The sequence below is a fragment of the Acinetobacter bouvetii DSM 14964 = CIP 107468 genome, assembly GCF_000368865.1.
GTDB classification, from domain to species: Bacteria; Pseudomonadota; Gammaproteobacteria; order Pseudomonadales; family Moraxellaceae; genus Acinetobacter; species Acinetobacter bouvetii.
On sequence record NZ_KB849727.1, the window covers coordinates 1107509 to 1121197 of the forward strand.

The 13689-nt window shown below is 46.2% G+C and carries 11 protein-coding genes; 5 read left to right on the plus strand and 6 right to left on the minus strand.

The genetic code is table 11. The features are described from left to right. Positions 1 to 85: 85 nt before the first annotated feature. The 3 genes from F941_RS12180 to F941_RS12190 all read right to left on the minus strand — a co-directional run bounded on the left by F941_RS12180 (position 86) and on the right by F941_RS12190 (position 2813). The gene (locus tag F941_RS12180; protein ID WP_005011714.1) at positions 86 to 988 is read right to left on the minus strand and encodes a TIGR01777 family oxidoreductase; all 903 of its coding nucleotides are present in this window, start codon (positions 986 to 988) and stop codon (positions 86 to 88) included. A gap of 66 nt (positions 989 to 1054) precedes the next feature. Then, complete coding sequence (locus tag F941_RS12185) at positions 1055 to 1504, minus strand: ABZJ_00895 family protein (protein ID WP_005011717.1); 450 nt, start codon at positions 1502 to 1504, stop codon at positions 1055 to 1057. A 358-nt stretch (positions 1505 to 1862) separates the two neighbouring features. Further along, entirely contained in the window at positions 1863 to 2813 is a 951-nt protein-coding gene (locus F941_RS12190) for a sensor domain-containing diguanylate cyclase (RefSeq protein WP_005011719.1), read from the minus strand. 330 nt (positions 2814 to 3143) lie between these two features. Here F941_RS12190 and F941_RS12195 point away from each other — a divergent pair, with 330 nt between their 5' ends. The 3 genes from F941_RS12195 to F941_RS12205 all read left to right on the plus strand — a co-directional run bounded on the left by F941_RS12195 (position 3144) and on the right by F941_RS12205 (position 8540). After that, entirely contained in the window at positions 3144 to 3521 is a 378-nt protein-coding gene (locus F941_RS12195) for a VOC family protein (RefSeq protein WP_005011721.1), read from the plus strand. Between the two features lie 159 nt (positions 3522 to 3680). Further along, entirely contained in the window at positions 3681 to 4934 is a 1254-nt protein-coding gene (locus F941_RS12200; RefSeq protein WP_005011723.1) for an exonuclease SbcCD subunit D, read from the plus strand. 9 nt (positions 4935 to 4943) lie between these two features. Then, complete coding sequence (locus tag F941_RS12205; RefSeq protein WP_005011726.1) at positions 4944 to 8540, plus strand: AAA family ATPase; 3597 nt, start codon at positions 4944 to 4946, stop codon at positions 8538 to 8540. Between the two features lie 42 nt (positions 8541 to 8582). Here the strand turns inward: F941_RS12205 and F941_RS12210 are convergent, their stop codons facing one another. From F941_RS12210 to F941_RS12220, 3 genes are all read right to left on the minus strand, one after another. After that, positions 8583 to 9389 (minus strand): hypothetical protein, encoded by an 807-nt coding sequence (locus F941_RS12210; RefSeq protein ID WP_005011728.1) that lies wholly within the window; start codon positions 9387 to 9389, stop codon positions 8583 to 8585. Between the two features lie 163 nt (positions 9390 to 9552). After that, complete coding sequence (locus tag F941_RS12215) at positions 9553 to 10350, minus strand: thioesterase family protein (protein WP_005011733.1); 798 nt, start codon at positions 10348 to 10350, stop codon at positions 9553 to 9555. A gap of 287 nt (positions 10351 to 10637) precedes the next feature. After that, the gene (locus tag F941_RS12220; protein WP_005011736.1) at positions 10638 to 11330 is read right to left on the minus strand and encodes a YggS family pyridoxal phosphate-dependent enzyme; all 693 of its coding nucleotides are present in this window, start codon (positions 11328 to 11330) and stop codon (positions 10638 to 10640) included. A gap of 123 nt (positions 11331 to 11453) precedes the next feature. Between F941_RS12220 and F941_RS12225 the strand changes: the two genes are divergently transcribed. Next, positions 11454 to 12491, plus strand: a complete 1038-nt coding sequence (locus tag F941_RS12225; RefSeq protein WP_005011739.1) for a type IV pilus twitching motility protein PilT — start codon at positions 11454 to 11456, stop codon at positions 12489 to 12491. 30 nt (positions 12492 to 12521) lie between these two features. Continuing rightward, complete coding sequence (locus F941_RS12230) at positions 12522 to 13643, plus strand: PilT/PilU family type 4a pilus ATPase (RefSeq protein WP_005011741.1); 1122 nt, start codon at positions 12522 to 12524, stop codon at positions 13641 to 13643. Positions 13644 to 13689 lie beyond the last annotated feature (46 nt).

Below are 13689 nucleotides of genomic sequence, written 5' to 3' on the forward strand. Positions count from 1 at the left end.
CACATCATTTTCAATGTTAGCGGGATGTTTGGTTCATATGGCAAAATTTTGAAGATCCGTTCTAAACACCAGCATGTATTTGCGATCAGCTCAGCAAATCCGCCAACGCTTCTTTCAGCGTTGGAAACTTAAATTCAAATCCTGCATTTTGCAGTGCGCGCGGTTTGACATATTGCCCATTCAGCACCAGCTGAGACTGCTCTCCCAGCATCAGTTTCATGGCCCAAGCGGGAACTGACAGCAACGGCTGTTTTTTCAGCTGATGCGCCGCCAATGCGGCAAATTCTGACTGACTGTCCCGTTCTGGCGCAGTTAAATTAAACACTTTAGCTTCAAGCGGCTGGGTCATTAAAAACTCAATCGCCCGAAGCACATCCTGAATGTGCACCCAAACCAAAGGCTGTCTGCCATGGCCAATTTTGCCTGCTAAATTCAGGCGGATTGGACGCAGCATTTGCGGCAATATCCCGCCTTTAGCCGACAGTACAATGCCCAAGCGGATAATCTTGGTGTTTTGATCAGTAAATTGCTGCGCCGCTTTTTCCCATTGCTGACACAATTCAGACTGAAAGATCGTCTGCGGGTTTGACTCTTCTGTACAGGCATTTTGCCATTTTTCATCGGCATCAATACCGTAATAGCCGACCGCTGAACCTGAAATAATACACTTGGGCACAATACGGCGCTGCGCTAAATACCCGTATAAGTTTTCAGTCGTTTTGACCCTGCTTCGGATCAGCTGCTGTTTACGCGCATCGGTCCAGCGCGCCTTGCCTATACTTTCGCCCGCCAAATTAATCACATAGTCAATTTGATCGCTTTTCAGTTCATCCAGCTGGCTAATCCACTGCATATCGGGATGGCGCGAAACTAAATTCTTTTGCCGGCTTAACCCAATCACGGCATAATCTTGCGACAGCAAATATTCAATCAGCCGCGTGCCGATAAACCCGCTTGCGCCTGTAATCAGTACCCGCTCTTTAAGCATGACGCCATCTCATTGTTATAAATATCTATCCTAGATATAAAATAAGATTTATTTGCATTCAAGTGCTTATTCGTGTCCAAACATCTTCACTGACATGCGTTTGGCTTGCGGCCCATAAAACCAATATGTCAATACATATAGCGGGATAGCCAGCAGCAGCGCCATAATCAGCACAATACTGAGAAATTGAGCCTGCTGCAGATAAAGCAGAAAATTCTGCCAAATTTCAGGATCTTGCATTGCAAATACAGCAACACCTATAATTTGAAAAGCAATGTTGTAGCCCCAAAAAATCAAGGTATAGCCCATAGTCAGGCGCTTGCGTTCGGCCTGCGTTGGCGCGCGCTGATTCCGTTTTAAAAAATGGAACAGCACCCAAATCATGGCCGCAAGATACGGAACAGCGGTTAAAATACCGCCGACACCGGCAGGCATTAACGCCGCCAGCACGCCGCAAATGCAGGTCAGCACCAAACAAATCAGAAAAAATATAATGAAATAGCGTTTTAAAGACATCTGAACGATGACCAGAGAAAAAAGATTAACAGCAGTATAAAAAAAAATGACTTTTTTTTCATTTTATTGTCAACCGATCTGCAGCCCTATGCGTTATATAGGTTACAAGGTCTGTAGCAACCGATGATTTGTACTGGCATCCACAATGTTTCGGTGACCTTTCTTAAAGCAATAAGCTTCATTTCAGATTTAAGTTTTGAACAGCAGCCACAGCTTAAATTTGAAATAATTTTTTGACCAGCGATTTACTATCACTCGAATCGCTGGTCTTTTATTTTGTGCATGGGAAAATTTTGCATCGCGCACGGTTTCCGCCTCTCCCAAAACAATCCAAAACCTTGAAGTTCTGTGCAGCCGCTTATGCCAGATCGGCGACATAACGGTTGCGCCCCAAACTTTTCGCCTGATACAAATTGGCATCCGCCAAACTTAAAAAGTTCATTTGACCGCTTTCTTCGCTCGGCAAAATACATTTCACGCCTAAACTCAAGGTCAGCTGATCCGAAACGGGCGATGCCTTGTGCGGTAAAGCCGCGGCTTTGACTGCGCGCTGAATATTTTCCGCCACCTCTATCGCATTCTTTAAATTTGTTTCAGGCAAAACGATAACGAACTCCTCGCCGCCATACCGGGCGACCAAATCCCGCGGACGCATACAGCTGCTTTCCAGCAGCTGCGCAATCTGCTGAATGCAGGCATCCCCCACAATATGGCCATTCACATCGTTATATTGTTTAAAATAATCAATGTCCGCGATAATTAAAGACAGCGGCTTTTGCACCCGGAGTGAATTCAGCCATTCGCGCGAATAATATTCATCAAATAAACGGCGGTTCGCAACGCCCGTTAAGCCATCCTTATAAGAATACTCTTCAAGCTTTCGCTGCATGGCTTTCAGCCGGTCCTCCTGACGCTTGCGCGCAGAAATATCAAACATAAAGCCGACTAAGCTGTCTACCTCGCCGTTCGGCTTGCGCACCACATGCACAACATCGCGGATCCAGGTATATTCGCCATTGGTTTTCAAAGCCCGGTAATCGGCTTCATGATCCAGCCCTGCAATTGACTGAGACACACAGTAATTAAACACATGATCGCGGTCATCTTCATGCATGCGGTCCACCCAATCTTGAACGGACTGCCATGAATGCTGCGGCCAGCCCAGCAGTTTTTCAATCTGCGGCCCAATATAGCTAAATGTTTTAGTCTCCCAATCAATGCTCCATGGAATCGCTAAAGTCGACTCAATGAGGGTTTTATAAATCATGTCATTCGACATTTTTTCTGAATCAAAAGGATAGTTCGTCATATTTCGGCCTGGCGCTGATTTGCACTTTTTGTAATAAGCTAAATTCTTATGATATTTACAGAAAAAAATTGCTTTTTTCTTTACCCATGATCAACCCACTAAGCATCTGGCTTTAGCTTATATTAATACAATGCCTAGAATAACACTGCATGTTTTTCACACAATAAAGCAACATTACGTCATATGTCAAAATTCAGAAAAATGCTTTAATTTTTTAATGATAAACCACATTATTTCAGCGCAGCCTGCCGTGCTGAACAGCAAACAGCAGAAGAATCGGTCTAATGGTTTTATGCATATGCGGCGGCAAAACCATCATGAGGGTCTAGGATGAATCAGCTCTGTTATTTTGAAATCCAGTCATCTAATCCGTCTCGCGAGATGAAATTCTATCACGGGGTTTTTGGCTGGAATTTCACGAAAGTTGAAGGCTTGCCCATTGAATACTATCAAATTGAAACGGCGGCAATGCATGGCGGATTATTAGCGCGTCCAGCGCCCGTTCCGCCAACCCATTGCGGCACGAATGCCTTTACCTGCTCCTTTGAAGTGGACGATTTTGATGCGGCGGCAGAAAAAATCTTGGCTTTAAATGGAAAAATTGCGATGGAAAAATTCGCCATTCCCAGCAAATGCTGGCAAGGCTATTTTCTTGACCCTGATAACAATACATTTGGACTGGTTCAAGTGGATGCAAATGCAAAATAAAAAAGCCGGCTGCAGCAGCCCAGCTAATGCTGCCTATCCCTCACATATTTAGATGGAAATCATTTTCCAGACACAGCATGCCGCGCTGCAATGTTCTTGCATCTCGAATCAATGAAATTATGCTAAGTTATACAGGGCATTTTAAACACTTGAGTTCACATGACTGTACGCTTTTTTCATACATCCGACTGGCATTTGGGACAATTCTTTTATAACCATTCCCGTCAGTATGAACATGAACAGTTTTTGGCATGGTTAATTAAACAAATACAGCAAAAACAACCGCATGCCCTGCTCATTGCCGGTGACATTTTTGATGTCATCAATCCTGCATCCGCTGCGCAAAAACAGCTCTATCAGTTCTTAGCAGACGCGCATGACATTGCCCCCAATATGCAAACCTTGATGATTGCAGGCAATCATGACTCAGGATACCGCATTGAGCAAGTTGAGCCCTTGCTTGAAAAATACAATGCTAAAACAGTCGGAGTCATTCATAAAAATGCAGAGGGTCAGATCGACTTAGACCGATTGCTGGTGCCCATTTATGATGAACATAAAAAGATTGTGGCCTGGTGTTTAACCCTGCCGTTCCTTCGCCCCGCTGAAATTACAGGATTTAATGAACAAACCGCCAGCAGCCAAAATGCCATTGCCTATCTGCACCAGCAGCTGATCACGGAAGCGAAAAAACGCACAACAGACGATCAGGCGCTGATTTTAATGTCACATGCCCATATGCAGGGCGGCGAAACATCTGACTCGGAACGCCCCATTATTATTGGCAATGAAGAAGCCCTTTCGACAGCGCTTTTTGATGATGCCATTGATTATGTGGCTCTGGGCCATTTGCATAAGCCTCAGAAAGTTGGACAAGAGCACATTCGCTATAGCGGCTCACCGATTCCGCTGTCTTTTAGTGAAATCAACTATAAGCATCAAATAGTTGAAGTCACCATTGATCCAACTCAGACAGATGAATCACGCCTTCAATTTGAAGCCGCCGCTATTCCGCGCAGTGTGCAACTGCATAAAATTAAAGGTGAATTGAATGATGTCTTTACTCAATTAACAGCCTTGCCGCATGGTGAAATTGACAATATTGACCATCGTGAATATGTCGATATTGAATATCATACGGCTGTACCGCCGCAGCCCAATTTGCGTCAGCAATTTGAGGATGCCCTGCCGAAAGGCCGTTACCGTCTGGTGCGGATTTCACGGCAATATTTAGCTTCAGAAAAAAGTGGCGATGAAAATACTCAAATCAGCTTAGAGCCGCCAACCCCTGCAAAGCTCTTTCAGCAAATTTGGGAGAAACAAGGTTATTCAAATGATGATCAAGTGTTGAAAGACTTTCTCTGCCTGGTGCAGGAAGCTGAAAAAACACTTGAAAATGAGCATGAGGCTTAGGGATTTGCCATGAAAATTTTATCAATCCGCATAAAAAACTTGGCATCACTTTCCGGTGAACATTTTATTGATTTTGAATCTGAACCTTTGGCCTCAGTAGGCTTGGTGGCAATTGTCGGCAAAACAGGGGCCGGAAAATCAACCATTTTAGACGCCATGTGCCTCGCGCTCTTTAATAAAATTCCACGTTTAAAGGACAGTGACGGCAAACTGCAGGATGTAGATGGTTCAGAACTTTTAACCAATTCCCCCCTCACCGTGCTGCGCCGCGGCACGGCGCATGGCTTTGCAGAATTGACCTTTATTGCACAAGATCAAAAACAGTATTTAGCCCGCTGGGAAATTAAACGTTCGCGTGAAAAAGCCGATGGCAAATTACAGAGTGTGCAGCGCTATTTAAAATGCCTGACCGATGGCGTCGTTGTGGCGGATAAAGCCAAAGCCGTTGATGCCGGCATTTTTAAAATTACCCAATTGAGCTTTGAGCAATTCACCCGGGCGGTACTGCTGGCGCAGTCTGAAGTCACGGCTTTTTTAAAAGCCCGTGACAATGAACGCGGTGAATTATTGGAATATCTGACCAACTCTTCAATTTTTGGGAAAATTGGTGAGTTAGCCTTTCGAAAAACGGCCGATATTGCAAAGCAGCGCAAAGATTTAGAAAACTTGTTAGGGCATATTGAATTATTGTCAGAGGAGCAAGTCGCTGAATTCACAGCTCAGTTTCAAAAAGCGGATGCTGAACATCAGAAATTGAATACGGATAAATCACAGCTTGAAAAACAGCAGCAATGGTTTGACCGAAAGCAAAAATTGGATAGTGAGATCCTTCTCAAACAGCAGCTTGTCAATGTTCAGCTCAAAACGCAACAGGATTTAGCCCCGGAACGTGAACGGTTAAACCGCCTGGAAATATTTTCAAGCATTCGCCCCACTGTGTTTCAACAGCAGCAATTACTTAAAACAGAGCAGCAACTTGCCCCACAAATTCAGAAACAGCAGCAGCTTTTTGACACCATTCAAAGCCAATTTGAAACTGAAAAATCACGTTTTACCCGAGCTGAAACAGCATTCTCTGAACAGCAAAACTTTGAAAACATTCACCGTGAATCGCTAAGCGAAGTTCGCAAATGTGTTCAGGAACGTGATTTTTTTGCAGGTGAATATAAAAAAATCAGTGCAAAACTCACCGAATTAGAAACAGCCAAAGCACCCTTGTTAATGCAGCAACAAGCGCTGGAACAGCAGATTCAGCATGCAAATCAACAGCAAAACACCTTGCATCAACAGCTTGCAGAAACTCAACAATTTTCCAGTTTGGATAAGGGCTTAACTGCTCACTTACAACAGTTAGAGCAATTTATTCAGCAATATCAGAATATTGAAAATCAATTAGGCAATGTGGCGCAGGCTGAGAATCGTTTAGCAGAGCAAAAACATCAGCTCGCACAATCTATTCAGCAATTTGGCAATATTGAACAGCTTGAAGGCCTGCTTGAGCAGACCCGCCAGCAGCGTGATTTTAAAATCAGTCAGCGCAATCAGCAGAATGTGGTTCGGCAAAATTTGACGCATTTTTTTGATTTACAGATGGATACTCAACTGCTTCAAGATAAATTAGCGGCCTCATCTGTCAAATTTCAACAGCTTGAAAAAAGCACACTGGATGCTGAACATGATTTTCAATCCGCCAAAGATGCACGTTTAAAACTGCAAGAAATCCTGCAGCAGCAGCGCTTACTGCATACTGAAAATGTTGAACATTTACGTGCAGAACTGAAAGATGATGAACCTTGTCTGGTCTGCGGAAGCACTTCTCATCCGTACAAAGTGGATGATTCTGCTGTGTCTAAAGCGCTGTTTGAATTACAGCAGCAGCAAGAACAGCAAGCGGCATTCAAAGAGCAAGAATGTTTAAATATTTGGCAGCAGAGTCAACAGCATTTAACCAAGCTGGCCAGCGAATTGGAACAATTCAAAGTTTCGATTCAAAGCGCTGCGGATAAAATTTCCACCGCACAAAAAGCATTACTTGAACAAACTCAAACTGCCCATATCCACATTGATTTTGCTCTCACTCAAGCTGAAATTACAGCGCAATTGAATCATCTCGCTACGCAATTTCAGACTGATCTTCAACAGATTGAAATGCAGTCAAATCAGTGGATGCAAAGCATTAAGCATCAGCAGCAACTGGATAAAGCAATTCAACAGACTGAGCACCTGATTCAAACCGCACAGCATTGGCAGAACCAAGTTCAACATATTGTCGCTTGTTTCAATGATGGCGAAAAAACGGCTTGGCAACAGCAGAGCATTGCGGCTGCTCAACAGGTTTTGAAGCAACTCAAACAGCGTCTTCATCAACTTGATCAATCAGAACGGCAGTCCAAACAGCTCGACCTTCAAAATCAGCGGCTTAAAACACTGCTGCTGAATATTGAAAATACGGCACAGCACATTGCCGATACTGCGCAAGGCCTGAATGAAATCAAAGCCCAAGGGCAGCAAAATACAGAAACAGCCATTCAATTGATTCAGCGAATGACGGGATTGGCAGATGTAAAACCCAATGACTGGCTGGCTCAATATGATAGCAACCGTCAGCAGGCTCAAAACCATTATCAGCAACTGAAGCAAAGTTTTGAGCAACTGCGGCAGCAATTTGAGCAAGAAAAGAGTCAGCTTGAACAGCTTAAAGCGCAGCAGCAGCAGAATCAAAATCATGCGCAGCACGTCAGCCAAGAGATTCAACACTGGCTGGCTCAGCATACTGATTTTAACCTTGAGGGTTTAGCGCAATTGGCGCAGATCAGCCCAGCTCAGGAGCAGCAAATCCGCCAGCAACTGCAAAATGCTGAACGCTTATTGAATGAGGCAAGTTCTGCATTAAGAACCATGCAAGAGCAGCAAACCGAACATGCGGCGCATCAGCCTGAAATTGATTTAGCGCAATTGCTGCAGCTGATTTCAGACAATGCTGCAATGCTAAGTGCGCAGCTGGAAATTCGGGATCAGCTCAAACTTAAACTTGAGCTGCATCAGCAGAATGTGGCAAAGCAACAGCAATTTGCAGATCAGATTCAGAAAATCCAGCAGGAAGAACACCGCTGGGGCAAAATCTCTGGCTTAATGGGAGATGCCGCAGGTAAAAAATTCCGTGATTATGCGCAGCAATATAATTTGGATATTTTACTGGAACACGCCAATCAGCAATTGGCGATGCTGTCACAGCGCTATACTTTAAAGCGTTTAGAAAATTCGCTCAGTTTAGCGATTATTGACCATGATATGGATGGAGAAACCCGTTCCGTGGCCTCACTGTCTGGCGGCGAATCCTTCCTCACCGCCCTTGCCCTGTCTTTGGCAATTGCCAATATGGCGTCGGGTTCAATGAAAATTGAATCACTGTTTATCGATGAAGGTTTTGGCACCTTAGATGCCTCATCCCTGCATATGGTGATGAATGCACTCGATCAACTGCAGAATCAAGGCCGTAAAGTGGTGCTGATTTCCCATATTCAGGAAATGCACGAACGGATTCCTGTGCAGATTCAGGTGCGGCCATTAGGCGCAGGCGCCAGCACCATTGCGGTGGTGTGCTGATCTGGCGCGGCCAAATCCGCACTGGCCATGACAATTAAGCGCTTAATCTGCAGGAAACGCATTCGGCGCAGGCGCATATTGCCCTTCCGGCTGCGCACTGCCGCGCGGCGCATTCAATTCATATACCGCGGTGCCAATCACGCCAGTGTTATAAATAGAACCATTGGCCGAATTGGCAGCATAAGACTCTTTAGGCTTGCTGAAGGTAAAAGAAGCCACTGCGGCATTGCTTTTACGGAAGCCTTCGATAGCCAAACTGCTGTAGGGCCGCAGCACATAGCCGCTGTTGTAGCGTGACGCCCTTTGGCCGTTAATCACATCCAGCCCATCCACACTGGCAACAATTTCATAGGTTTGCGCACTGCTGTTGCTGTATTTCAGTACGTAGCTTTGCCCCTCGCGGGCCGACAGGAAATACTGCTGGCCATCGCGGTACAGCGGCAAAGTGCGCTCGCGGTCATCCACCACGGAAAAACTGATTTTGCCGGAAGCTAAAGAAATGCTGTTAATGCCGCGCCCTGAAAATGGCTTGTCCGCATAGCGGATTTGCGTTTCAGCAATTGGCGCAGCGCTCAGCCGCTTCAAATTCACTTGAGTAATGGGTGAATTAATATCATCGCCCCATTTCGTCCCTAGGCGCTGTTCAGTCAAAATACGGCTGTTGCCTGAAGATAGCGACGCACGGCTGGCTGCAGGCTGTGCCAAATCAGCACTGGCCATTTCTGATGCGGCTTGCATGTTCTGTGATGCATCACTTGGGGATTGCACCGCCGTGGAACTGCAGGCCGTTAAAATCAGCATAAAAATGCTGGAGAGAATGCTCCATAGTTTCATTTGAATCCGTGTCATCGCGCTGGCCTTTATTAGAATATTTATAAGCACCAGTATACGGGTATCAGAAAGCCAATGACGCAGCAAATTGTTGATTTATGCAAAGCCCCTGTAAAGCAGCAGGCAATAAGACCTTGCCTGCTGCCGCAGAACGGCAGCGCTATTGAAACCGATGGCGGCGTTAAGCTAATTTCCGCAGCGTTAAAATCTGCTCACTGCGGCCAAAAGGGCCATTCACATCATGTAAAACCGAACTGCTTAAGCCGATGCCATCATCGCCATATTGCTGTACAGTTTCCAGCCCAAGCCATTGCCCCTTTGGCATGCGGTGCAAATGAATCTGCAAATCCAGATTCGGAAAGCCCCATTTAAACGGCCAATCCTGTCTTGGCACAATACCGTTGGCCGTATCCACCATGCCCATCAAGCGCACAAAATCGGAACTGCTTTCACCTTCAATCATTTCATGCTGGGTGCGGATCCAAACAATGCCCTTGCCTGTACGCCGCTCATGGCTGCGCGCTTCTATCGATTGTATATAGCCGCCCGGCCACTGGTGAATTCCTTCCCAAATTGGCGCATACTCAGGCCTTTCCACACACATATCTTCCAGCCCTTGGACACTTTGACTGTCCTGCTTCATCATGCGCCAAGTGCGCGCCGCAATGCAGACTTTCCCTTGCGCACTCATCTCAGATTCAATCAATTCAATTGTTTTTCCCGGACGGATCACTTTAGTTCGAATGCTGAACTCCCCAGCTGGAATCAGGCCGAAAATATCCAGGCTGATGCGGCCGATGCGCATGTCATTGCGCGGGAAAAAACGATCCAGTTCAGCACAGATAATTCCGGTTGCAGGCGCCATATGCTGCTCGTGTTCATTCCACGCGCCCTGCGCAGAGAGGGTCGAACAATATAATGCCGCGACAGTTCCATCGCTTTCCGTTTCTCTTTGAATTAATTGATAATAAGCGGCCATGAACCTTCCTTTTGTTCTGCAAATTGAGTCATTTCATCTTCAGAAGATCAAGCAATCTAACGCCCGATCCTGCCTGTTTTGTACGCAACTTTTATGGAAAGTTCAACTTTTAAAGCCGAAATTGAACCCGCAGGTTCTATTCATTGATAAATAGTTCCTGCCGCGCCTGATGTATTTTCAATCTGTGATACAGCCCTAAAAGCGCTGAATTATCTCCTCATCAGCAACTTTTGGGTCAATGGCAATTAAATGAGGTTCATTTGCGGCAGCCTGTTTTCATCAAAAAATCAGGCCTGCTTGGAATAATCGCGGACGCCAAACAGCGCTGTGCCGACACGCACCATGGTTGAACCGGCGGCGATCGCCTCAGCCATATCGCCTGACATCCCCATGCTTAAGGTATCCCAGTCTTCAGGATGCGCATGCTGGTCTTTCACAAGGTCGAATAATTGACGCGCATCAGCAAAGGCTTGCGGATTGTTTGGCGCCGGAATCACCATCAAGCCGCGTAAGCGCAAATGCGGCAGCTGGCTGATCCGGGCAACCAGTTCTGCAGCGTCAGCGGGCTGGCAGCCATCTTTGCTGTCTTGCGCATCAATGTTCACCTGCAGACAAATATTTAAAGGCTCCTGCGAAACATCACGCTGGCTAGATAGGCGCTCAGCAATAATCAAGCGGTCAACGCCATGCACCCAGGCAAATTTTTCGGCCAGCTGTTTGGTTTTGTTGCGCTGCACATGCCCGATAAAATGCCATTCAATGTTTAAATCTGCCAGCGCTTCTATTTTTTCCAAAGCTTCCTGCAAATAATTTTCACCAAAAGCGCGCTGGCCCGCAGCATGCATTTCCCGCAGCATTTCACTCGGATGCGTCTTGGACACAGCCAGCAGCTGCACCGTCTGCGCATCGCGTCCAGCCTGCGCGCAGGCCTGCCGAATCTGGCACAGGACCTGATCTCTTGCTTGTTGAAGTGTATTCATTGACGGGGTTCTCATTTCATTCATCTTTTTTTTCTTTGCCCTTTAACTAACAGTTGGTTAAGCTGAGGGAAAGCCTTATTATTCTATCAAAATAATTAAGATTTAAACGTTCTCGGGGATATTATGGACATTACAGAATTACTGGCATTTTCGGCCAAAAATGGTGCATCCGATTTGCACTTATCGGCAGGCATGCCGCCGCTGATCCGTGTGGATGGCGAAGTCCGCCGCATTAATTTACCGGCTTTGGAACATAAAGAAGTTCACAAACTGGTCTACGACATTATGAATGATAAACAGCGCCGGGACTTTGAAGAAAAGCTGGAAACAGACTTTTCTTTTGAAGTGCCCGGTGTTGCCCGTTTCCGTGTCAACGCATTCAACCAAAACCGCGGCGCAGGCGCGGTATTCCGGACCATTCCATCAAAAGTCCTTTCTATGGAAGACTTAGGCATGGGCCAAATCTTTAAGGATATCTGTGAATATCCGCGCGGCATTGTGCTGGTTACAGGGCCAACGGGTTCCGGTAAATCAACCACCCTGGCAGCAATGATGGACTATATCAACGACAACCGTTATGACCATATTCTAACCGTCGAAGATCCTATCGAATTTGTGCATGAATCAAAAAAATGCCTGATCAACCAGCGTGAAGTCCATCGCGATACCCATGGGTTTAACGAAGCGCTCCGTTCAGCATTGCGTGAAGACCCCGATATTATCCTGGTCGGCGAGATGCGTGACCTTGAAACGATCCGTTTGGCTTTAACAGCCGCAGAAACAGGCCACTTGGTCTTCGGCACCCTGCATACCACCTCTGCTGCCAAGACCATTGACCGTGTGATTGACGTTTTCCCAGCTGAAGAAAAAGATATGGTTCGCGCCATGCTGTCAGAATCCTTACAGGCGGTTATTTCACAAACACTGCTGAAGAAAAATGGCGGCGGGCGTGTCGCTGCGCATGAAATCATGATCGGTATTCCAGCCATCCGCAACTTGATTCGTGAAAACAAAGTGGCGCAAATGTATTCGGCCATTCAGACAGGTGCAAACTACGGCATGACGACGCTGGATCAAAGCTTAAAAGGCTTAGTCTCTAAAGGCATCATCAGCCCGCAAGTTGCGCGTACAGCTGCAAAACAGCCTGAATCTTTCCTATAAGCATAATAATACTGTCATTGGGGACTATTTATGGACTTTAACGGCTTGCTCGACTACATGGTCGAGAAAAAAGCATCTGACTTATTTATCACCGCTGATGTAGAGCCCTCAATTAAAATCAACGGCACCATTATGCCGATTGGCTCTACCAAGCTGCCAGGCGCAACAGTCGGCCAGCTGCTCAACTCCATCATGTCAGACAAGCAGCGCAAGGAGTTTGCGGATACACGCGAATGCAACTTTGCCATCAGCAACAAAGACAAATCCTCCCGTTTCCGTGTCAGCGCATTCCAGCAGCGTGACCAGCCGGGCATGGTGCTGCGCCGCATTGAAACGGTCATTCCGACCATGGATGAATTGAAACTGCCGCCAATTTTAAAAGAATTGGCCATGACCAAACGCGGCATTATCATTTTTGTTGGCGCAACCGGTACTGGTAAATCCACGTCACTGGCTTCAATCATTGGCTTCCGCAATGAAAATTCACATGGCCATATCATTACTATTGAAGATCCAATTGAATTTATTCATGAGCATAAAGGCTGCATCATTACGCAGCGTGAAGTCGGCATTGATACAGATTCATTTGAAATCGCGCTGAAAAACACGCTGCGCCAGGCGCCGGATGTGATTCTGATTGGCGAGATCCGTTCCCGTGAAACCATGGATTACGCAATTGCCTTTGCCGAGACCGGCCACTTGGTTTTTGCCACGCTGCATGCCAACAATGCCAACCAAGCGATTGACCGGATTATTCACTTCTTTGAAGCCGACCGCCATGGCCAATTATTCATGGATTTATCGCTGAATTTGAAAGCGATGGTGGCACAGCAGCTGATTCCAACGCCAGACGGCAGCTCACGCCGCGCAGCCATTGAAATCCTCATCAACTCCCCGCTGATTTCAGACCTGATCCGCAAGGGTGAAGTGCACGAAATTAAAGATTTGATGAAACGTTCGCGTGAATTGGGAATGCAAACGTTTGACCAAGCGTTGTTTGATTTGTATAAAGCCAAGCAAATTACCTACAAAGATGCGCTCAAACATGCAGACTCACCCAACGACTTGCGTCTACAAATCAAACTGTCTGAAGAAGGCGGTGACCGCCTGCTGCATGCCAGCTCAAATATTACGTTTGATGGTCAGTCCTAAAAATTGGCCAAAAAAAACAGGCCTCTGATGAAGCCTGTTTTTTTAT